This window comes from bacterium, assembly GCA_023382385.1.
Classification (GTDB): Bacteria; Electryoneota; RPQS01; order RPQS01; family RPQS01; genus JABWCQ01.
On the sequence record JAHDVH010000006.1, the window covers coordinates 84,716 to 107,136 of the forward strand.

At 51.1% G+C, this 22,421-nt stretch carries 20 protein-coding genes; 2 read left to right on the forward strand and 18 right to left on the reverse strand.

Annotated elements, in window-relative coordinates; all coding sequences use genetic code 11:
* Positions 1-65: 65 nt before the first annotated feature.
* The 13 genes from murB to KJZ99_11960 form a co-directional block, all read right to left on the reverse strand.
* Positions 66-986 (reverse strand): UDP-N-acetylmuramate dehydrogenase, encoded by a 921-nt coding sequence (gene murB / locus KJZ99_11900; protein ID MCL4306605.1) that lies wholly within the window; start codon positions 984-986, stop codon positions 66-68.
* Positions 983-2,368: a UDP-N-acetylmuramate--L-alanine ligase gene (locus tag KJZ99_11905; GenBank protein MCL4306606.1), complete on the reverse strand. Its 1,386-nt coding sequence runs from the start codon at positions 2,366-2,368 to the stop codon at positions 983-985. The genes murB and KJZ99_11905 overlap by 4 nt, the downstream gene beginning before the upstream one ends.
* Entirely contained in the window at positions 2,365-3,465 is a 1,101-nt protein-coding gene (gene murG / locus KJZ99_11910; GenBank protein MCL4306607.1) for an undecaprenyldiphospho-muramoylpentapeptide beta-N-acetylglucosaminyltransferase, read from the reverse strand. Before murG ends, KJZ99_11905 begins: the two co-directional genes overlap by 4 nt.
* The gene (locus KJZ99_11915) at positions 3,458-4,630 is read right to left on the reverse strand and encodes a putative lipid II flippase FtsW (GenBank protein ID MCL4306608.1); all 1,173 of its coding nucleotides are present in this window, start codon (positions 4,628-4,630) and stop codon (positions 3,458-3,460) included. Before KJZ99_11915 ends, murG begins: the two co-directional genes overlap by 8 nt.
* A gap of 12 nt (positions 4,631-4,642) precedes the next feature.
* Positions 4,643-5,986 carry a UDP-N-acetylmuramoyl-L-alanine--D-glutamate ligase gene (gene murD / locus KJZ99_11920; protein MCL4306609.1) on the reverse strand — a complete coding sequence of 448 codons (1,344 nt, stop codon included), beginning with the start codon at positions 5,984-5,986 and terminating at the stop codon, positions 4,643-4,645.
* Positions 5,986-7,104 carry a phospho-N-acetylmuramoyl-pentapeptide-transferase gene (gene mraY, locus KJZ99_11925; protein ID MCL4306610.1) on the reverse strand — a complete coding sequence of 373 codons (1,119 nt, stop codon included), beginning with the start codon at positions 7,102-7,104 and terminating at the stop codon, positions 5,986-5,988. Before mraY ends, murD begins: the two co-directional genes overlap by 1 nt.
* Complete coding sequence (gene murF / locus KJZ99_11930; GenBank protein ID MCL4306611.1) at positions 7,104-8,477, reverse strand: UDP-N-acetylmuramoyl-tripeptide--D-alanyl-D-alanine ligase; 1,374 nt, start codon at positions 8,475-8,477, stop codon at positions 7,104-7,106. The genes mraY and murF overlap by 1 nt, the downstream gene beginning before the upstream one ends.
* A 2-nt stretch (positions 8,478-8,479) precedes the next feature.
* A complete protein-coding gene (locus KJZ99_11935) occupies positions 8,480-9,940 on the reverse strand; it encodes a UDP-N-acetylmuramoyl-L-alanyl-D-glutamate--2,6-diaminopimelate ligase (protein ID MCL4306612.1) in 1,461 nt (486 codons plus the stop codon).
* A complete protein-coding gene (locus KJZ99_11940; protein ID MCL4306613.1) occupies positions 9,924-11,945 on the reverse strand; it encodes a PASTA domain-containing protein in 2,022 nt (673 codons plus the stop codon). Before KJZ99_11940 ends, KJZ99_11935 begins: the two co-directional genes overlap by 17 nt.
* Before the next feature lie 16 nt (positions 11,946-11,961).
* A complete protein-coding gene (locus KJZ99_11945; GenBank protein ID MCL4306614.1) occupies positions 11,962-12,309 on the reverse strand; it encodes a hypothetical protein in 348 nt (115 codons plus the stop codon).
* Positions 12,310-13,203 (reverse strand): 16S rRNA (cytosine(1402)-N(4))-methyltransferase RsmH, encoded by an 894-nt coding sequence (gene rsmH, locus KJZ99_11950; GenBank protein ID MCL4306615.1) that lies wholly within the window; start codon positions 13,201-13,203, stop codon positions 12,310-12,312.
* Positions 13,204-13,316: 113 nt separating this feature from the next.
* Positions 13,317-13,544 carry a hypothetical protein gene (locus tag KJZ99_11955; protein MCL4306616.1) on the reverse strand — a complete coding sequence of 76 codons (228 nt, stop codon included), beginning with the start codon at positions 13,542-13,544 and terminating at the stop codon, positions 13,317-13,319.
* Between the two features lie 3 nt (positions 13,545-13,547).
* Entirely contained in the window at positions 13,548-13,976 is a 429-nt protein-coding gene (locus KJZ99_11960) for a hypothetical protein (GenBank protein ID MCL4306617.1), read from the reverse strand.
* A 309-nt stretch (positions 13,977-14,285) separates the two neighbouring features.
* On the opposite strand from KJZ99_11960, the gene KJZ99_11965 reads away from it, so the two are divergent.
* Both KJZ99_11965 and KJZ99_11970 read left to right on the forward strand, forming a co-directional pair.
* Complete coding sequence (locus tag KJZ99_11965) at positions 14,286-15,422, forward strand: efflux RND transporter periplasmic adaptor subunit (protein ID MCL4306618.1); 1,137 nt, start codon at positions 14,286-14,288, stop codon at positions 15,420-15,422.
* 73 nt (positions 15,423-15,495) lie between these two features.
* Positions 15,496-16,656, forward strand: coding sequence for an ABC transporter permease (locus KJZ99_11970; protein MCL4306619.1), 1,161 nt, complete (start codon positions 15,496-15,498; stop codon positions 16,654-16,656).
* A gap of 100 nt (positions 16,657-16,756) precedes the next feature.
* On the opposite strand, the gene KJZ99_11975 is transcribed toward KJZ99_11970, so the two are convergent.
* The 5 genes from KJZ99_11975 to KJZ99_11995 form a co-directional block, all read right to left on the reverse strand.
* On the reverse strand, positions 16,757-17,509 hold the full coding sequence (locus tag KJZ99_11975) for an ABC transporter ATP-binding protein (GenBank protein MCL4306620.1): 753 nt from the start codon (positions 17,507-17,509) through the stop codon (positions 16,757-16,759).
* Positions 17,509-18,150, reverse strand: coding sequence for an ABC transporter permease (locus KJZ99_11980; GenBank protein MCL4306621.1), 642 nt, complete (start codon positions 18,148-18,150; stop codon positions 17,509-17,511). The genes KJZ99_11975 and KJZ99_11980 overlap by 1 nt, the downstream gene beginning before the upstream one ends.
* Positions 18,151-18,309: 159 nt before the next feature.
* Positions 18,310-21,417 (reverse strand): PD40 domain-containing protein, encoded by a 3,108-nt coding sequence (locus tag KJZ99_11985; protein MCL4306622.1) that lies wholly within the window; start codon positions 21,415-21,417, stop codon positions 18,310-18,312.
* 147 nt (positions 21,418-21,564) lie between these two features.
* Positions 21,565-22,134 carry a response regulator gene (locus KJZ99_11990; GenBank protein ID MCL4306623.1) on the reverse strand — a complete coding sequence of 190 codons (570 nt, stop codon included), beginning with the start codon at positions 22,132-22,134 and terminating at the stop codon, positions 21,565-21,567.
* Positions 22,135-22,220: 86 nt separating this feature from the next.
* Positions 22,221-22,379, reverse strand: coding sequence for a twin-arginine translocase TatA/TatE family subunit (locus tag KJZ99_11995; GenBank protein ID MCL4306624.1), 159 nt, complete (start codon positions 22,377-22,379; stop codon positions 22,221-22,223).
* Positions 22,380-22,421 lie beyond the last annotated feature (42 nt).

The window sequence follows — 22,421 nt, forward strand, 5'->3', positions numbered from 1 at the left end:
GACCTATGGCTACTCCGAAGATGAGAAGTAGTTGACTTAGATGACGAGGTGTTTTCCTTCGTGATCTAGATTTCAAATGGGTCGGATTCGAAGCCAACTGGAAGTATCTCTGTTTCGAGGAGGATGTTAAACATTTCGTAGACACGCCTGCGAACTGTCCGAACAAGGCTTGCAATTTCCTTGGCAGTTGCGCCGCGATCGTTGATAAATATCCCTGCATGCTTGCTGGGCACGACGGCACCGCCTTCGCGCAGTTCTTTGCAACCGGCCTCCTCAATTAAGCGTCCCGCAAAACCACCCGGAGGGCGTTTGAATATTGACCCGGCGCTGGGATACTCGATCGGTTGCTTCGCACGTCTTAGCATCCAGGCTCGCTTCATTTCGGCAGTGATGCTCGACTGGTCCCCTTTGGTAAGCTTGTACCGGCTGTTGAGCACGATTACCGGCTCGAGTTCTGGCGCTTTGCGATAAGAAAACGAAATCTCTGTTCTCGAAATACGTTCCAAGGACAAGTCTTGAGTAAGCACAGTTGCGTCTTCAAAAACATCTGAGATTTCACGTCCGTATGCACCCGCATTCATCCACAGTCCTCCCCCTACGGAACCGGGTATTCCGGACAGTTGCTCCAGTCCGGAGAGTTCATTCTGTGCAGCGAACGAAGCAAGCAGTTGGAGGCGCGTCGCCGGCCCTGAAACCAGATACTCGCCGTCTCGACATACTTTGGAAAGCACGCCACTCGAACGAATGACAACGCCGCTGAAACCATCATCCGATACCAATAGATTAGAGCCAAGTCCAAGATAGAAATACTGTAGGCCTGTCTTGGATATGATACGCATCAATTCAACTAACTCAGCCTCGTTGCGTGGTTCAGCAAGTAATCTCGCCGGACCCCCTACTCGAAATGTCGTGAGTGGCGCAAGCGGCACATTCTCGCGAATCAAACATGGTGCATGACGGAACAGCTCTAACGTGGCATCACTCACGATCGAAGTCCAAGCACGATTTGATCTGCGATATGCGTAACCGACCCCGCTCCCATAATGACGACGATATCCTTCGGTTTGAGAGCAGCACGGATTTGAGCAACGATATCAATGTGACCTTCGATCTCTAAGATGCGAGTACCCTTGGATCTCAATGGTGCGATCACCAGTTCGGTTGACACATTCGGCAAGGGAAGCTCTCGCGCAGGATAAATTTCTAACACTGCCACGACATCCGCGAGGGAGAGCGACTCGGCAAACTCGTTGGCAAAGTCACGAGTTCTGGAAAAGAGATGTGGTTGAAACACGGCTACGATGCGCCTTTCAGGCCAACATTGCCGAGCAGCCTCCAAGGTGACGCGAACTTCAGTGGGATGATGGGCATAGTCATCAAACACAAGTGCTCCCTCGAATTCCCCTTTATATTCAAAGCGTCTATGCACGCCCTCGAATTGCAGCAGCCCCTCTTGTATCTTCTCAAACGGAACCCCGGACTCAAGCGAAGTGACCGCTGCTGCTGTGGCATTCAATACGTTATGCCGACCGGGCAACCTAATGCCGAAGGGAAGGAAATCCGACTCGGGAGTTACCAGCTGAAACTCCGCGGACATACCAAGGTAACTCTCCTTGCAAATTCTATAGTTCGCATCTTCCGAGCGGCCAAATGTGATTAACGGTCGCTTTATTCGGGGGAGCACTTCACGAGTATGCGTATCGTCTATACAAGCGATCACCACTCCATAGAACGGAACTTTATTCGCAAACTCAACAAAGGCGTCTTTTATACTTTCAATATCAAGGTAAGTATCGAGATGCTCAGCCTCGATGGTAGTAATGACAGCAAGGTTTGGGGATAGTTTTAAGAATGACCGATCGAACTCGTCCGCCTCTGCAACAAGTAAACCGCCTTTGCCCAGTGCAGCACCGGTGCCAAGGGCGCGAACCTTGCCTCCTACGATCACAGTGGGCTCCATCCCCGCGTGCGTAAGAATTGTTCCAATCATGGAAGTTGTGGTAGTTTTTCCATGTGTGCCGGACACGGCAATGCCACTCTTGAGCCTCATGAGCTCTGCGAGCATCTCGCTTCGTGGTATGGTCGGAATTCGATTCTCCCGTGCAAACCGAACTTCGGCATTCTCAGGACGCACAGCAGTGGAGAAGACCACAACGTCTGTGCCTGCGGCATTTTCGGCATTGTGCTCAAATGATATTCGAATGCCCAAGCTTTCAAGTCGATTTGTTGCCTCGGATCGCACAAGATCTGAACCGCTGACGATGAAACCCATCGAATTTAGTACTTCTGCGATGCCGCACATGCCCGCACCACCTATGCCAACCATGTGAATTCGACGAACGTGTCTGAATACTGCGGGAGTCGTCATCTTGCTGCCACTTTCAAGGCGATTTTGGCAATGTCCCATGATGCGGATGGCTTCGCTAGCCGCTTCATCGCGGAAGACATCGAAGAAAGTCGCTTTGAGTCGGATAACAGCGACTGGACGACGTCGAATAGTTTCTCGCCCGTTAGTTCCGAGTCAGGAATCACGACCGCCCCACCTTCGTTTTCAACTGAGCGAGCATTTGCCAATTGGTGTTGGTGCGCTGCATAAGGGAAAGGGACTAATACTGCAGGGAGACCGAAAAGTGCGAGTTCGGCTAAAGTAATGGCGCCTGCTCTGCAGACAACAAGTTTCGCTCGCGCATACTGAGAATCCATGTCATCAAAGAAGTCTCTTCGTACTACAAACTTGTGCTGTATCAATCGCTCGAGCACTTGACTGTCGAAGAGGGAGTGCGACGCGTTGCGGCCCGTTTGCCAATAGACAGGCAATACTCCAGCAAGTTCGTCAATACAATTCGCCACGGCTGTGTTAATTGACCTTGCACCAAGGGAACCTCCAAGAACAAGTAGGGCAGACGAATGATCGGAACCGCGGCTCTGCTCTAAAGTGTTTGCGCTTTTCAATATTGCGCGGCGCACTGGATTGCCAGTGACTACAACTCTTGAACCTTGCAAGTGACGTTCTGCTTCCTGGTTTCCGAGGCAAACAAAACATGCAAATCGCGCAAATTTCCGCGTGGCATATCCAGGAAAAGAATTTTGTTCCTGCAATATGAAAGGTATACTCATGAGCTTTGCCGCAGCGATCACTGGGGCCATAACGTATCCGCCGGTCCCGATTACAACTCCCGGTTTGAGTTTACGAAGCAAGAGCATCGCTTGCAGAGTACCGGATACGGCCCTCCAAAGTCCAACAAGCTTCTCGAAGAAGCTTTTTCCTATGAGTGCTCCAGCATTTATTTCATGGAACAATCGGCCCGCTGAAGCGACAGCTCTCGATTCAAAGCTGTTTCCCATGCCAATAAAGTGAATTTCGGCACCTGGCGAGATTTCATCAATTGCTTCGGCGATTGACAGAGCAGGGTAGACGTGGCCACCAGTGCCTCCGCCACACATGACGATTCGCAATTTACACACGGAGCATTGGTGGAGCACCTGAGGGCCACTCCACCGACTTATTTTGCTGTTTCGCTATATTAAGCAGCGTCCCTACTGCTGCCATGGACATCACGAGCGACGAACCACCGTAACTGACGAATGGTAATGGTTGTCCGGTGGCGGGCAATAACGCAAGGTTAACACCGACATTGACAATAAATGAACACGCCAGAGACGCAGTTATTCCCGCCGCAAGGTAATAGGAAAATCTATCCTGTGAATTCATTGAAACACGCCAACCTCTTACAGCGAGAACTACGAAGGCAATAATTATGAAAAGAGATCCTATAAGACCGGCTTCCTCTCCGATAATGCTAAAGATCGAGTCATTGTAAGGCTCCGGCAGATAGAAGTGCTTCTGAGTGGATTGCCCCAACCCCAGCCCAAAGATTCCACCTTGCCCAACGGCGATCAAAGACTGTCTCACGTGATAACTCGTGGCGAGTGGATCTGAAATCCCCGCGATATAGGAGTTGATCCTGTCTAACATGTACGGCTTTAGCAATATTATCCCGCAAACGCCAGCGAATCCAACGGCAACGGTAATAGCGACTTTCCTCCATTCGAGGCCGAATAAGAAAAACATCGTGAACAGCGACGCTGAAGTAAGGATTACCATTGACAAGTTGGGTTCTGCGGCGACCAGTAACAAAGTCGAAAGAATGACAATCACAAGCGCGTTAAACTTGCGGGAACGATCTCGCGGAAATGAAGAGTTCTCAATTTCAGTGAGCCTGTGTGCCACATAGCATAACAGTGCGTACTTCGCAATCTCCGCGGGTTGAACACTTACACCAAACAAGATAATCCATCGCTTGGCCGAAGTGCCGGGGAGCATCGGCATAAGCAACACAACAACTAACCCGATGAGGCTAACGACTAAGGCGACCCTTGCTACCTTGTCGAGAAACTGATATCTAATGTGATAGAATAGAACTAGCGCGACAATGCCAAGCATTAAGCGCACCAGATGGTTAAACAGGAATGTTAGTGACTGCCCATTTGCCATCTGCCACGCATGCGCAGCAGATGAAGTGAATACAAATATCACACCGGCGATACATAGAACCGTAACAGCGGCGATCATTTGAAAGTCCAGGTTCTGCCGACGCTTATTCAGCGGGGAGAGAATTGAAGACGTCATGTGTTCCATAGCCTACAGAGCTTGGACAAGCTCCTTAAAGTATTTGCCACGTTCTTCAAAATTCAGAAATTGATCATAAGATGCGCATCCGGGCGACAGGAGAACTGTCTGGCCCGCTCTGACAACTGAAAGCGCCCTCTCCGTCGCTTGATTTAGCGTGTCTGCAAACATTACCGGCAAGTTGTCGCCGACCTCCATCCGAACTTTTTGTTGAGCTTCACCAAACGCGACCAGATAGCTGATCTTAGTTCCAAGCAGATGACGCAACTGCGTGAAAGATTCTTTCTTCGGCCGACCGCCAAACAATAGGATTACTTCACCGTGAACCGCCTCGAGAGCGGTCAAAGTTGCGGAGAGGTTTGTGCTTTTTGAGTCATTAATAAAGTGAACACCGTTATACTCTCGAACGTACTCAATTCTGTGTTCAACAGGAACTGACTGTATCAGAGAATCGCGAATCACTGTAGGATTAACTCCTAAACAAGTCGCCGCGGTTGCGGCAGCCGCGGCATTCAAGAGGTTATGGTTTCCGATCAGAGACCACTCTCTTGAGTGCAAAACTAGTTTGGGTGATGCTCCTGCATGGGTATACAATCCGTCTTGCAAAACAAACCAGTCAAAGGAGCTGTCGTATCCAAAGCGTAGGGTCGTCGCCCGCATGTTCGCTTCATGCGCCTTGAGAAAGCTATCGTTTCCGTTGATTATTGCAAAATCATTCGCATGCTGATTTGCGACTAACTTCAGCTTTAAAGATCCGTATGTCTCAATGTCACCATGCCTGTCCAAATGGTTTTCCAGCACGTTCAGGAGTACGGCGATATGAGGCCTTGCCGTTTGAGTTTGCTCCATCTGAAAACTTGAAACTTCCACAACGAATAGATCTAATTCACTTGAGGGCAAAGAGTCACTCCAAGCATCGCCGATATTGCCGACTGCCTTAGGGCGAAAGCCGCCAAGTTGCAGCATTTGCGTGATCAATTTCACAGTAGTGGTTTTGCCATTGCTGCCAGTGACAGCTATCCAAGGTACGCTGCATTGGCGGCTTGCCAGTTCCAGCTCTGACCACACCTGCGTTCCGAAACGGTCCCATGTTTCGATCCAGATCGGCTTCAAGGTTACGCCAGGGGAAACCACAACGACATCAAATTGCTCAGCAAGTAACGTCTTGTGTGACCCGCATTCTATTCGGACACCGGCCTCTTCAAGCATCTCTGCTTCAACTGTGAGTTCTGATCTTGATCTGATATCAGAGACAAGTGCAGTCCCGCCGAGCCGTGTAATTAGTCTCGCTGCACCGATCCCGCTCCGTCCCATTCCCAGAACCCCGAACTTGAGTCCATGCCAACTCTCCTGCATCACCGCACCTTGAACATCGTCAGACTAATGAGAACAAGAAGAACCTGAACGATCCAGAATCGCACTACGACTTTGGATTCGTGCCATCCGAGTTGTTCAAAATGATGGTGAAGTGGAGCCATACGAAAGATGCGTCGTCCCTCGCCATACTTTCGTTTTGTGTATTTGAAGTATCCACGTTGAAGGATTACACTAATAGCTTCAGCGACAAAAATTCCGCCGATCACGAGAAGGAAGAACTCCTTCTTGATTAAAACTGCAAGTGTTCCGAGCGCCGCTCCAAGCGCTAAAGCACCGGTGTCGCCCATAAACACTGCAGCGGGAAAACCGTTGTACCAGAGAAATCCGAGTCCGGCGCCAAGCAGTGCTGAACAGAAAATTGTTAATTCGCCCGCACCATCGAGATAGATTATATTAAGGTAATCTGAAAATCTTGCGTTGCCAGTCACATAACTCATAACGGCAAAGGCAGCGGCACCGATGGAGGTAACTCCAATTGCAAGTCCGTCCAATCCATCTGTGAGGTTTACTCCGTTGGATGTGCCTGTGATTACGATGACGACCATTATCGGATAGAACCAGCCGAAGTCGAGCATAGCTTGCTTTACAAAAGGCAGAGTTGTCTCGGTGACGTGATGGTGGAAGTTCTGTCCGAACAAGTGTGAGTAGTTCATCAAGAATAGACCGATAACAAGACTCAGGCCAATCTGACCAACCAGTTTCTGTTTGGCTACAAGTCCTGCCTTCTTCTTCTTTATCGTCTTCAGATAGTCGTCGTAGAAACCAATTGCACCCATCCAGAGAAAGGCGAGCAAAGTTAGTAAGACATAGAAGTTCTTTAAATTTGCGAGCAGCAAAGTCGGTATCGCCACGGCGACTAAAATCATCAGTCCGCCCATGGTAGGAGTTCCTTGTTTGCTCATATGACTTGTCGGTCCGTCAGTGCGAATAACCTCGCCGATTTGATTTTCCCTGAGTTTTCGAATGAGCCACGGACCGATTGCGAACGAAATAAGGAGTCCCAGAACGGCGGCCATAGCGGACCGAAAAGTCAAGTAGCGAAAGAGATTCGCACCAATCAATTCATCACGTAGAGGTACCAGAAGATGATATAGCATTAACCGTAATACTCTTCAAGTTTCTGGACAACTCTATCCAAAGCCATCCCTCGCGAAGCCTTTACAAGCACAAGATCATCGGGACGAATGTATTCGGCAAGAGGATGAATCACGTCATCTACTGATGGATAGATCAACAGGCTTGCCCGCACATGGCTGGAAGCCGCAACCTCCGTGAATCGGGACCCAATCAAGAAAGCAAGTGAAACTCCAGCGTGATCAAGCTCTGAAACAATTTCACGGTGTGCTTCATCTGATACCTCTCCGAGTTCGAGCATGTCTCCCAGGATTGCCACCTTCCGGGGGCCATGACATAATGAGAGCGTCTCAAGTGCTGCGCGCATGCTTGACGGATTAGCATTATAGGAGTCGTCAATAACCGTCAGCTTGCCAAACTTTCGAACAGTGACTCTCCCACTGCTTGGCAAAGATCTCGAAATTCCGCGCGACGCGATCGAAGGTGGAATCCCTCGCTGGATGGCGATTGTCATGGCAGCGAGCGCGGCTTGAGCGGCGGGTCGTCCTGGGACGCCAAGTTCGACGGCTTGTCCTTCCACTTCAAATCTTGCGAACCCAAAGTCATCGAACAACAAGTGTTTTCCGTGCACATACGCTTCCTCCCACGAATTTTCCGGTAGGCTAAATCCATATCCGATTCGGGTACTGCAATTTTCGCTTGCATCGACGCATCTCTCGTCCTCTACTGGAACAAAGGCAATTCCACTTTGCTCCACGTAGTTATAGATTTCAGCTTTCGCTTGCACGATGTTCTCAATTGTTCCAAAAGACTCGAGATGGGAATAAGCTATCGCTGTGACAAGGGACCATTGAGGTTCCGCAATCCGACAGAGATGAGCAATATCTCCTATCTTTGAGGCACCCATTTCGCAAACAAGTGTTTCCGTCGTAGTGGGCGTTTGCAGGATAGTAAGGGGCACTCCAATTTCGTTATTATAGTTTCCTGCAGTGGCATCAACGACCTGCGCTTCGGCCAATGCGGCCCTTACGAAGTCTTTGGTAGTGGTCTTGCCGACCGATCCAGTAATACCGATGACAAGGCACTTCAACAATTTTCGCCACGCTGAAGCAGCCTCCGTAAGGGCTTGCAGCGTATCTTCGACACGAACTATTCTGCCTGTAGAAACGAACTCCGAAACTGAGTAGGTCTTATCGGCCACGACTGCCGCAGCGCCTCGGGAGATTGCGTCGCCGATAAAGTCGTGCCCATCTCGAACGCCTCTAAGTGCCCAAAATGTATCCCCAGGCTCAATCTTTCTGCTGTCAATCGAGATTCGCAGGGGCGCTGCCTTTTGAAACGTCGTTTCCTCTGCTGTGAAGAGTGTCGAGAGCCAGCCTAAAGTAGGGAGGTTCATATTCAGTATCCATTTGCGCGCAGCCACTGCTCCGCGACTGCTCTGTCGTCAAATGGAAGCTTCTCGCCCATAATCTCCTGATATGCCTCATGGCCTTTGCCTGCGATCACAATAACGTCACTTTGCTTGGCAGCGGAGAGTGCCTCAAGAATTGCTGCTTTGCGATCAATGACGACACGCATTTTGCCTGGATCCTGGATTCCCATCAGTAAATCATCGATGATTGCGTTTGGACTTTCTGTGCGTGGATTGTCTGAAGTAAGGTACAAGACATCGCACCATCTTTCTGCAGCCTGCGCCATCAAAGGTCGCTTTCCCTTGTCACGATTTCCTCCGGCACCAACCAACGCGCACAACCTGCCTTTGGTTAGAGCTTTCATGGTTGACAGGATATTGTTTAAGGCATCCGGCGTATGTGCATAGTCAACGACCACAGTGAACGGGGCGGAGGAGCGAACGACTTCAGCGCGTCCGCGAACAGGGGAAATTTCTTGAACTGCGCTCAGAATGTCGTCAATCTCAAGGCCGAGTGCCTGTGCTGCCGAAATCACAGCCAGCATATTCATAACATTGAATTGACCAACGAGGCGGGATCGTACTTGAGAACGCCCGTTCGGATGCAGTAATGTGAATTGCGAACCATTGGCGGACAGAGAAATGTCAATGGCGCGGTAGTCTGCCGATTTTTCGACTCCGTATGTCAATATCTTCCCGCGCACAACGCGCTGAAAGTGTTCGTGGGCGGGATCATCGATGTTTATGACCGCGGTGCCATTTAGCATTTCAGGCGCAAAAAGCTTGGCCTTTGCGTCACGGTATGCCTCCCAGCTTCCGTGAAAGTCAAGATGATCACGCGAGAGATTTGTAAACACAGAGACGTCAAATCTCAGCGAGCCAATACGCTGAAGTTCGATGCCTATGGATGTTGCTTCCATCGCGATGTGCGTACATCCTTGATCCCGCATCCGGCGAAACGCTGCAGCAAGTTCAGGAGCCTCAGCGGTCGTCCGTTCCGACTCAATTTGAATGTCACCGAAAAACATCCCTAACGTACCACTGTAGCCCGCTCTTATTCCACACAAGTTCAGGAGTTGAGCAAGAGCAACGGAAACAGTCGTTTTCCCGTTCGTACCCGTGACTCCGATCAAGGTCAGTTCTCTTTCTGGCGATCCCTGTAGAGTCCACGCTGCCTTGGCTAAGGCCGCGCGAGAGGATGGCACTACGATGCACGCGGCGCTGATTCCCGAAAGTGCGGCACTCTCTCCAATAATCCCGACGGCTCCATTGGCGAGTGCCTGCTTGATGTACTTCGAGCCGTCTTCTTTGAAGCCGGCAATCGCCACGAACACGTCGCCTTGCTGAACACATCTGGAATCATAGGATACTCGCGCGACCTGTGTAGACCCGTTTGAATTCCGGAGTTCGCCGCCAACAGTTTCCGCAAGTTCAGCGAGAGACAGCATAGTGTGCTGCTGAAATAGGCTCCGCAATCACTTTGCAGACAAAGCTCGCGGGGACTTTCTCGCCTGCAGGTGGCGATTGTGAAGCTACAATCCCGAAACCGACAAGCTCAGTCTCAAAACCGGCATTCTGCATGCGGACTGCGGCAACTCGCAATGGCAGGCCAATTACGTCCGGCACCGTGACTAAGGGAACATCCAGATATCGAAGTGTATCGTAAACGAACTTTTCATGCTGAGTGCTATCAGCTTTTGGCTCTGAGTCAGAACTGTCCGTATCTGCTTTTCCGACAGCGGAGACTTTGGGAGGGCGATAAGAGTGCCGTTCCTCGAGGATCTCTTGCGCTATCGCGCCGAAAACCGGCGCCGCAATCTGACCGCCATAGTAGCCTTGACCACGCGGATCATCCACCATCACTAGCAAAGTGTACATTGGTCTGTCCGCTGGAAAAAAGCCAGCGAAGGAAGAAACATACCGATTGGTGTAGTACGACTTAGCTTCCAAATCGACTTTCTGTGCCGTGCCGGTCTTGCCGGCGATTGCAACCCCTTTGACCGCCGCCTGCTTTCCGGTGCCTGACTCCACAACACTTCGCATCATTTGCGTCAACTCGTCGACACATCGCTCAGACAGTACTTGCCGCAACGCAACAGGGTCAAACTCGACTTTCTCGCCGGACGGGAATTCCAAAGCCTTAATCAATTTCGGTTGCAAGAGCAGTCCGCCATTAGCGATTGCCGAATAGGCGGCCGTTATCTGCAGTGCAGTAACAGAAAGTCCCTGCCCAATGGCAAGGTTTGAGCGCGTAGGTCCGCTCCAGTTCGCAGGCTTGGGCACAACACCTGCCGGTTCGGCAAGCAACCCAATATCAGTTTTCGACCCGAATCCAAATCGGAGAATCCATGAGTAGAAAGTCTCCGCTCGAAGCCGTTCTGCGACTTTTGCACTTCCGATGTTTGAGGACTTCGCAATGACCTCGGACAGAGTAAGCACGCTATATGCATGAGCATCGCGGAGGACTTTGCCCGGAACCTTATATGCCCCGGATTCACAGTCGATCAGTGTCGAAGGCGTAACCACGCCCTCCTCTAACCCGGCACCCACGGTGAAAACCTTGAAGATTGATCCGGGTTCGAATAAGTCAGTAATTGGCCAACATCGGCGCACATCGTTGGTATAGTTTGCAGGGACATTCGGGTCGAACGCTGGCAGTGTTGAGAGTCCGAGCACTTCGCCGGTGTTCGGATCCATGAGAAGGGCACACGCTTTCTCGAACGTCTTGCCTTCCAGTCCCTTTACAAGGCATCGATCAAGAATAGTCTGCAGTTGGAGATCAATCGTGAGATAAACATTGGCACCGGAGTGTCCAAGTTCGTCATTCAGTGGGCTGATCATCGCGGGAACTGTTCTCAGGGCATCGTTCCACACCAGCATTTCACGACGGTCGCCGCGAAGCAGGGAGTCAAGAGATTGCTCGATCCCGGACAGTCCGATTCCGTCAACATTGACAAAACCTAAGACACTTCCCGCCGCAGTGGTGGCGGGGTAGCTTCGTCGGGCCTCCTTGGTGAATTCAACCCCTGGAAGTCCAAGTTCCTCAAGTTCCCGCTGAACCTGCAAGTCGACTCGACGCGCTATGTATGTATAGTTTTTGCTGCCGAGTTTGGTTCGAATCGTAGACTCTGCAAGCGGTAAGTAGTTTCGCAGAACAGCAGTCAGACTGTCTCGATTGATTTCCTCTCTTGGCCGAAAACCCACAGCATATGAGAGTGGCAGTGTGACGGCCAACGGCAGGCCGCTGCGGTCCCGAATTTCTCCGCGCGGCATAGCCTCGCTTGCTCGATCGTAGATTTGCCTGAGTGCGAGGTTTTTCCACATGCCGTGCTGAATGACCTGTAATTGTACCAGTCGGACAATGAACACAAGAGCGACGCATATGAATAGCACAGCAACCACGCGCTCGCGTCCCAACCGGCGTTCGGGTTTATCGGAATGTTGGAGCTGCATTTGAACTTAATCTCGTCTAATTACGAGGAGTCATCGTGACAAACACCGTGTCAACTTGGTCTTGACGTGATTTCCACCCGTTTGTACGGAATGCCCAATCAGCGACTTCGTTGTATGGGGCAGCGGTTTCAATCAAGCCATTGAAGTGACGGATCTCCTCACTCAGGAGCATGAGCTTGGTGCGTTGGCGTGCGATATCGATGATGAGCTGTTGATTCGTGAAATTTCGCCATGCCGCCAGTAACCCAAGCAGGGCAAGTATACCCGCGAAACTCATCAGGCGGATGAATCGCGCTTGCCGACGCAACACGCGCGGCAGTCGTTTGGGTCGATAAAGGGATGATGGAATGGTAAGCGTGGACAATTAAGTCGCGACCTTTTCGATGACCCGCATTTTTGCGCTGCGGGCACGCGGGTTCCGCGCGATTTCTTCCGGTGATGGGAGGATGGGCCCGCGAATCGGCAAGCGGCCTTCAGGGCGGGGAAGTGGTGCGAGGGGCAAAGCAGCGGGATCTGACGGCGGTCGCACCTTTTGCTGCATAAAGCGCTTGACGGGACGGTCTTCAAGCGAGTGATACGAAATAACACAGAGGCGGCCTGAAGGCCTCAAGAGTTTCCATGCGATACTTAGACCGGCATCGAGTTCCTCTAACTCTTGATTCACTGCGATCCGCAAAGCTTGAAAGACACGTGGAAGAGATTTGTGGGCTGTTGCAGCTACTGCCCCGCGAAGAATTGTTGCCAAGTGCTGCGTGGTTTGAATCGCTTCGCGGTCACGTGCTTGGCAAATCGCTCTGGCTATTCGTGCCGACTGTGGCTCTTCTCCCAGTTCTTTGAGCATCCGCCTTAGCTCTGCTTCAGTCAGGGCGGAAAGCAGTTCGGCGGCAGTAACCCCATCCTTGCCCGACATCCGGAGATCAAGCGGACCGTCAAACCGGTAGCTGAATCCCCGTCTTGCCTCATCGAGCTGGTGCGACGAGACCCCCAAGTCCAAAAGAATCCCTGAAAAACCAGAGGGAGACCACTCAGATAACTTGCTCAAAGCGTCTGAGAATCGTATATTCCAAAGTTCAACGTCAGGCGTCAGATTTCTTCGCGCTTCCGTAATCGCCTCTGGATCGCGATCGATGCCGCAGAATCGCCCGGCTCCGCTAAGCGCGTCGAGAATTCTCTTGGCGTGTCCACCCCCGCCAACCGTGAAATCTGCATAGGTTCCGTCGGTCTCAGTGACCAACCATCGAACGACTTCTTCGGCCATCACTGGGGTGTGATATGGCGGCGAAGGTGATGTTTGCAGGGAGTTCAAGGAACGATCAGCTAAAAAAGTCCCCAGCGACCGCTGCGGACGGCCGCTGGGAATCCGTCATGGAGTCAATCCTGACGGATGGCGAAAAGCTCATAGGCATCTTCAATCTCAAAGGTCCATGTCGTCTCAGGGATGCTTCTGTAGTCATGCTCTATGCGTATGATTTTGCAGCCTCGAGACTGAAAGTGCTTCACCGCAGCTTGAAGTTGCCGAATGGAAGTGCTGCTTAGCTCTCCTGCGACTTTAAGCAGGGCTTCGTCATGATTCTGGCTTGTGTGGATATGCAGTCCCATCAGTTAGCCCTTCTTATTCTTGTTGGTAAGCATTTGCCAAGCTTCGGACTTGCTTAGCGTTACTTGCTCGGCACGTGCCTTGAATGCCTCGGCGTTCCATATTGTGAAGAACTTCTGCCGACCAAGAAACACGACCTCGCGGCCCATATTTGCCTGAGTCAAAAGCGTTTGGGGAATCGTGATTCTACCCTGACCATCGATTGGCCTGACCGCGGCTTCAGAAAGCAACACCATATCGCGATCGATCGAGTCCTCCAAGGCAAAGTCGGCGGTTTCATTTTCGCTTGGGGCGTAAATCGCGTTAAAATAATCAACTGGAAATGCATTTATGAAGTCTGAACTGCCGATGGTCAGCACGACATGCTGCTTTTCCTCTTGTGGAAGAGCATTTCTGAATTCCGCCGGGATAGATAGACGGCCTTTATCATCCACGGCTGCGGAATGAGTGCCAACAAACGGTAGTCGATTCATTTGGGATGTATTACCAATTCTTCCCTATCTTCACCACTCTGTCCCAAAGATACTGCCTCATGCATGGAAAGTCAAGAGCAATCAGCCATATTTACTCATCAAACCTCAACATTTAAGATATTGTTTTAAAAATATATAGACAGAGAAAATCCGAATCGTCACCGACAAATTGTCATAAGAGAGGGAAATCGGCCTCTCGTCCTCGCCAGCATCCTTGCTGGCATTTTTGTTTAGTGGCAACAAATCGTCAAATCTCGAGCTCTAATCCCCATGAATACCCCTGATAAGAAACGTCCGGACATGAACACAGCGATACTACACTTTTGCAGCCTGATTCTGGTCATCTGCCTTTCGACATCCTGTAAACAAGATGCTCAGTCCAAACCCAGACTGAAACTGAGTTACGTCGAACGTGGCGACATGACCCAAACTGTGGTGGCCACAGGAAGTATTAGGCCTCTCCATCAGATTGAGATCCGCTCAAAGACCGGCGGTACGGTCAGGAAGTTTTTTGTTGAGGAGGGTGACTGGGTGAAGGCCGGACAGCGTCTATTTGAAATAGCGCCCGAAGCCTCACCGACCGAGCAAGTTCGGACCAGGGAAGAGTTGCGCATGGCCGAGCTTGAAGTTCGGCAGGCCGAGGACGATCTTCTGATCGCTGCGGAGCTTACCAAAAAGCAACTTGCACCAGAGCAGAATTTGCGTGACGCGGAGCGGACGCTCGAACGCGCAAAAGCCCGTCTTTCGGCAGCTGAGGCCGAATGGGCTCTCATTCAACGTGAAAGACTTGGGGAGCAGAAAGGTGACCTTGAGATCGTCCAAACTTCAACGACCGTCGTAGCTCCGATAACTGGTTTAGTGTTTACGAGGGAGTTGGACGCTGGTGCATCTGTGACTCCTACTACGTCGGCGTCCGGAGGGACTGTCGTGCTGACCATGGGCGATCACACCGAGGTGGAGTTCAGAGGAGACGTTGATGAGGCGGACGTCGGTAAGCTAAAAGCTGGTCTCAAGGCAAACATCACTGTGCAGGCATTCCAGGGTCGCATCTTCGAGGGGGAGATCTATCACATTTCTCCTGTCGGTAGGTATAGCGAGAAGGAACAGCAGATCGTTTTTAATGTAAAGGCCAGGGTACGCAACGAGGACGAGTCTCTAAGGGTCGGGATGAGTGCTACGGCCAAGATTGTGGTGGATGAGCGCAAGGATGTGCCAATTCTGGACGAAATGGCGCTCTTCTTCAAGGGAGACTCGTCCTTCGTTAAAGTCGTCACAGACTCTATCCTCGGCGTAACAACTGACCGTATGGTGACACTGGGTATTTCGGACGGCATTCGAACGGAAGTTACCAGCGGCCTGGAGGGTGGCGAAATCGTAAGCGCAGGAACGGTATCCGCAGAGAAGTGACATGGGCATCCTCGAGTTAGTCAGACAGGTATTCTCAACACTCAAGACAAACAAGCTGCGGAGTTCGCTGACTATGTTTGGGATCACTTGGGGCATTGCCTCAGTGATGCTGCTTTCCGGCTTAGCGACTGGATTTTCAGAAGACTCGCTAAGTGGCATACGGTCCCTTGGCAAGGATGTCGTAATCGTATGGGGAGGACGCAAGAGCATTGCTGCTGGCTCCGCCCGCAAAGGGGAAGTCGTTCGCTTCGACGAAAAGACCAATAGTGCGCTTGCAGCAAAAGCCCAGCACTTCGAATTCTCGCCGGAGGTTTCGGCTTGGAGTACCGAGATGCGTGCCGGACCTCGGATCTTCAATACGAGACTGGCAGGCGTAGGTGAGAAGTACGGGGAGCTTCGCAATGTGATACCGGATGAAGGACGCTGGCTATCTCGTCGCGATGTTCTGGAAGCGCGCCGAGTCTGCGTAATCGGCAACGAAGTGCGTAAGAAGCTCTTTGGAGAGGACTCCAATCCACTCCATGAGCGAGTGCTAATCGGCGGACGAGAGTTCCTCATTGTTGGCTGGAAATCAGACAAAAAGCAAAACTCTACCTACTACGGACCTGACAATGATGTCGTCTGGATTCCTTATACTACTCAGCTTACCTTATACGACCGATATTGGTTCGGGAACTTCATCTTCGCCCCCAAGAATGTTGAAGACCATGAACTTGCGGTGGCCGAGTTTAAAAACATCGTCGCGAAAGTTCACAAGTTTGAACCAGACGACCCTGAGGCATTGAACCTCTGGGATACACACAAGAATGCCCTCGAAACGGCCAAGGTTTTTGCAGCAATAAACGCACTGATGGTTGCCATTGGTGCCATCACTTTGATGATTGGAGGCCTAGGCGTGATGAACATCATGTTGGTATCAGTCGTCGAGCGAACCCGCGAGATCGGAATTCGGCGCGCAATCGGAGCGAATGCCATCGACATTGTCAAGCAGTTCTTCCTTGAGTGCTTAGTGATTACAGTCGTGGCTGGCGTCGGTGGGATGTTTGTAGGCTGGGGTCTCATCGAACTGCTGAACAATGTCACACTTCCCGAAGGACTGCCCCGCCCGATACTGTCAGAATCCACTATGCTTATCTCGGCCGGGATGATTGGTTTGGTAACGGTCCTTTCCGGATTATACCCTGCGATACGCGCAGCCAGAGTTGACCCTATCAAAGCTTTGCACCATGAATAATGAGTGAGAAGTCAGTCCCATGCGCACAAGATTTTGTCGGAGCAAGTGAAACAAAAAATCCCCGCCATTAGCGGGGATTTCTAATTCAGTTAACGATACATTAATAGTGTGTAATGACGGCCTTGTCCTCGGATTCTCCTTCGATAAACCGTCTCACAATTCCGACCTTCGTTGTTTTGGTTTCTTGCGGCGTGCCTGAGAAGACGACCTGTCCATCATGCAGCATGACGATGCGATCTGCAATTTTAAATGCGGAGACCATGTCATGTGTCACCGCAATTGTTGTGACGTTCAACTCTTCGTTCAAGCTGATGATCAGATCATTTATTGAGTCCGCGGTGATCGGATCGAGTCCGGTCGTGGGTTCATCGTAGAGGATGTACTGTGGCTCCATTGCGATGGCGCGCGCGAGTCCGACTCGCTTGCGCATTCCACCGGAAAGCTCCGAGGGCTTCAATTTCTCAATACCAGACAGACTGACCAGTTCAAGGCACTTGGCAACTCGCTTCGTAACTTCCTTGATTGGCATCTTCGTGTGCTCAATCAGCCCGAGGGAGATATTCTCGCCGACCGTCATCGAATCAAACAGCGCTGCGCTTTGAAACAGGACACCGAACTTCTTGCGAATACGATAAACATCAGCGCGCGGTGCATTCGAAATCCGTTCGCCATCGACCAAAATCTCCCCCGCATCAGGATCCAGCAGAGCGATGAGGTGCTTTAGAAAGACGGATTTCCCGCAGCCGGATTGCCCGATAATGATAAGCGATTCGCCTGTCGGGATTGTCAGGTCCACGCCGTTCAGGACGCGCTTGGCGCCGAAACTCTTAGTAATGCCTTTCGATTCAATCATTAAAAGAGAATCATTGCGAGAAGATAGTCCAGCACCAAAACAGTAAGCGAACTCCAGACAAATGCTTTAATCGTCGCAGTGCCTACTCCTTCCGCTCCTCCCGAGGCGTCGAAGCCGATGTAACAACCTATCATGGCAGAACTCATTCCGAAGAAGGTCGACTTTAGCAGTCCGGACATAACGTCGTAAACATGAAAAAAGTTGGGGACAAGTCCCCAGAACTGGGCGGTAGTCATGTTCAGGAAGACCGTAGTCACAAACCACGCACCCATCAAGGCTATGAAGTTCGCTTGTGCAACCAAAACCGGCATCATCATTGTCATAGCCGCAATGCGAGGTACCGCGAGATAACGTGTACTCGAAATCGCCATTGACTCCAACGCATCAATCTGTTCGGTAACTCTCATGGTCCCAATCTCGGCCGCGATGGATGCGGCAACTCGTCCGGCGATGACAAGTCCTGTTAAGACTGGTCCCATTTCGAGCACGATACTCTTAAACACTCCCGGCCCCAGCATGTCCTTGGGAATGTATCCTTCCAGCTGGTAGTTAAGTTGCCAGCCGGACACTGCACCCGCAAAGACTCCGACGATGAGCACGAGCGGAAGGCTCTCTACGCCAAGCCGGACGCACTCCTTCATGAACAAATCCCACCGCTTGAACACGGCGCCAAGCTCGGAGAAGACTCTGCCCATCATCAGGCTGAAGCGACCGAACTCGGCGGCGAATTCGAGCGCTGTCTTTCCGATCGCGGCAAGTGGCGCTAGTACCACTGTCTCAATAGATCTCATAGCAGTGATTTAGTACTCGGCACCCAGTGAGAAATAGTAGCGGGGCTTGGAAGTGTCTACTCCATCCGTCGACCACGCAACGTCCCAGCGAAGCAACAGAAAGCCTAAGTTAGAACGCCACCCAAAGCCGTAGGCTGACTGCAGATCGTGGAGTCGTCTTCTTCCCTCGTCATCAACTTGCGTAATGCGAAATGAATCGTCGAACCAAGCGGCACCAACGTCCATGAATAACGCTCCACGTACATCAACTAATGCAATCGGAAGCGGCCAACCCATTTGAAGATAGCGAATCACCGGGAAACGAAACTCCTGATTGGTTAGAAAGAAGCGATTCCCAGTGCCGCGCTTTTCAAAGTAGTCGCCTCCCCGAAACGGGGTGATGAACGAAGAAAAGTAGAAGTCGTTGATCTCATCGGTCGGAATCTCGTCATTCTCAAATCTTCGATTGATCCAATTGGAAACACCGCCCATGAAGAAACGCTGCGTGTCCGGACCTCCGGAATAACCGGCAGTAAACCGCGACGCCCATGAGTAGTCGCGTCCCATACGAAAATACTGACGCAAGTCCCCCTTTATTGTGTAGAATTCCGAACTCCAGACTTCCTGATGCTCTTTGTCACTCTGTAGATTCGGGCTGTACGATCCGGATAAGCGATAGCGAGTTCCATTGACCGGCCCCGTACTTCCCCAGACAACAGTGTCGTGAACATACCCAAGTTCAGGCATGAGAATTCTTCGCCGTGCGGTCTTGCGGTAATTATAGTAGCCGTATTGGTCGGGTAGCCACTCGGCCCGATCGATTCCGTAGCCGCCCACTATCAGCTCGGTGCGGGTGTACTTCGAAAACGGATAGCTTAAATCAAGCTGCATTTGCAGCGTCTGATCGCGAACATTTCCCGCATCCAGATAGTAAACGTATCTAAACAGCCCGGCACCATAATTGATACGATTGGGCAAATAGAAATATTGTGCCGAGAAGTTTGAATTGTCTAAATTGTTAAAGTCATAATAAAGGTCGGTATTCAGCAGTATAAGCTGGTTACCTAACACATCGCTGAAAAGGATTTGCCCTGTTCCCTGAGCTCCGAAGAACGAACTGTAAGCCGCCGTGGCGTATACGTAATCAGGTGTGAACTTTGTCCGGTATTTCTTGCTGAAGAATCCTCCACCCGGATTGCGGGTATTGACCGAGTCTTCGCGAATCCTTTCTTCCAGAGCCGTCACTTGTCCAATGCCGTCAGCAAACACGTAACGGGAAAACTCGCGGCTGTTATCCCTAAGTTCCATCGATTCAGTGAAGCTTTCAGCCGATTCTCCTGCGATCGGTTCAATGGCTTCGGGCGAACCATGCTTTCGGAAAGCGGTCAACGGGGGCTGCTTCGGAGGCAGTGCATCGGGGCTTTTCAAGAGATATACGTCGTAGCCACCTTCATAGAAAGACGAAAACACAAGTCGGTTGGACTTAGGCGAGTAGCTCGGTTGAAAGCAGCCGGTCAGCGCGTTGGTGATTGCGACCGTCTCGCCAGTTTCGAGGTTCTTCCTATATAAATTGGAAATTCCGGTTGAGTCGGAAACATACACCAGAAACTTGCCGTCAGGCGAGATTGTCGGATTCTTCTCGTGGAACTCGCTGTGAGTCAGCCGCTCGCAACTTGCCGCCATTGGGGAGATCCGATAAATGTCCATTGTGCGATAATCAAACTCCCACATCCGAAAAGCGGCATCGTAGCCGGAAGTTCGCAGAGAGTCTTTGCGATCTGAAGCAAAGTAGAGAGTTTCTGAGTCCGCACCCCAGGCTGGGTCGTCGTCGCTGAAGATGTCGTCTGTGACTTGAACAAGCCGCTCTCCACTAAGCTCATAATAGTAGAGATCAGATTGGCCGGACTTCATCCCGATGAATGCGATTCGCTTGCCATCAGGGGACCAAGTAGGGTTAAAGATGCCGTCGAGCTTGGGACGAAACCGTCGAACGATTTCGCGCTTTGATACATCAAGAATGTTAATGGCGTCGTATGCTCCCGCCTTAGAAGCAAAGACTATAGACTCTCCGTCCGGCGACCAGGACATACGTGCATCGAGCCACTTAAGTTGCTCGAAATCTCCGCTCCGCTCGCCGCGCAACAGCCTGTGAGATTTGCCCGTTTCAAGGTCGTTAAGCCAGACGTCGAAATAATCGGAGCGATCAGAGAGATAGGCGACCTTTTGGCCGTCGGGTGAAAGTGCCGCGCCATTATTGACGTAATTCTTGATCTTTCGGTGATTCGTGACCCTTTCCGCAAAATCTTCCGGAGTTTCGTAGTCTACTACGCCCGGCCAATATATCTTGCGCAGCCATTGCTGCCAGGCACGATTGAAATCTTCCATATCCGTGCCGACCGCACTTTTGAGTGATCGCGGCAATTCACGAGAAGTTCTCACCTTATTGACGAGTTCTCCAACCTTTTCTTTGCCGTATCGCCGATCCAAGTAGTAGAAGACTGCTTGACCACCTTTGTAGGCAAAGTAGCCGCCGAGATAGTCGATGGGCGGGAGATAACCCGTGATAGTAGCGTCGCGCATGAACATGTCGGCTTCAACGTCCCAGCCGCCGCGCGACTCATACTCGGCGATACCTTCCGTGAACCACAACGGAATGTCTGAAGTGGCAACACCAATTAAGATGGATTGAAACCCCGTCCCATAGAACATTCGCAAGTTGACGGCATGTGTCAGCTCATGATGAATGACGTGCCGAAACGCTTCATAATTGCCTGTGTACGGCAAAACGACGCGATTCTTCAGGAACTCTGTAAAGCCGCCCAGGGATTCTTCTTGAATGGAAAGGGAGACGTTGGTCTGCTGGAAGCGATTGTGTGAAGAGTAAATAATGAACTTGACACGACCTTCGAGAGTATAACTCCAACTTGACTCGATGAGTTTAAGGGCTCGTTCGGCGGTTTCGGCTGTAAACTCTGCAATTCGCTCCTGACCCTTCGAATAGTAAACGTCAAAGTGTTCAGACTGAATGTACCGCCAGTCGAAATCCACGTACTGCACCTTGTTCTTGCCGAATCCCTGCGCCATGGCACTGGATACTGCAAGAAGAAGCACGCCAATCAGACTAAGTGTGCGGTGCATACGTTGTGGTCCTTGAATAACATTGATTGTCCACTCTGGAAACTCTGAAGACATCACAGAAGTTTCCCTGTCATGCATGAAAACGACCCCGGAGCCTGCGCTGCGGGGCCGAGCTGTGCAAGTTCACTGATCCAACCCTGGTCCCTACTATGGCCCAAGCACTTGTGCCACCATTTCGAGCAACTCCTCGCTCTTTATTGGCTTGGTCAAGTAGTTGTAGGCCCCTTCTTTAATAACTTGGACAGTGTCCTCAATCTTGGGATAACCAGTCAGGATAACGATCATCGCCTGCGGGTCGACTGCCCGAATCTCGCGAAATACATCAATCCCGCTTCTGCCACGTAATTTTACATCAAGAAATGTCAGGGCAGGTTGCTTTTCCTGATGCAAGGCGACGGCATCTTCACCGGTGGAAGCGGTCAGGACGTCATAACCCGCAGCTTGAAGCAGGTCTGACATGACCTGAAGAATCATGGCATCGTCGTCGACCACAAGCACATATGATGATCGAGGTTTCGACTCGGAAGCTTTCTGTTTCTCAATATTCTGGCGAATCTCCTCGAGATTTCGCTCGTCGTAGAGACGCCAACCACGCCAATCCCGCCTAACCTTGGTTATCAGGCCCTCGCGTTCCCACTTGAATAAAGTGGACTTAGAGATCTGCAAAGTTTCACAGACATCTTTGGAGGAGTAGAACTTGCCATCCTTGCCGCTCATAATACCTCACTATATTAGTTATAGTAACTAATATAACAATGGACGACGGAGATGTCAAGCTCAAATGACCCGAATCGGTGACCAAATCACTCTTTCTTGCCAGTCGAATCGTCTCCACGCATACCTTCTTTGAATTCCCGTGCTCCCTGGCCAATGCCGCGCATTAATTCGGGGATGCGTTTTGCCCCAAAAAGCAACAAAACGATCGCCATGATAAGCAGAATTTCTGTCCAACCGAACCGCATGGGCGTTTCCTCGTTAGATCCTCAACCTCTGTATGACCAAGA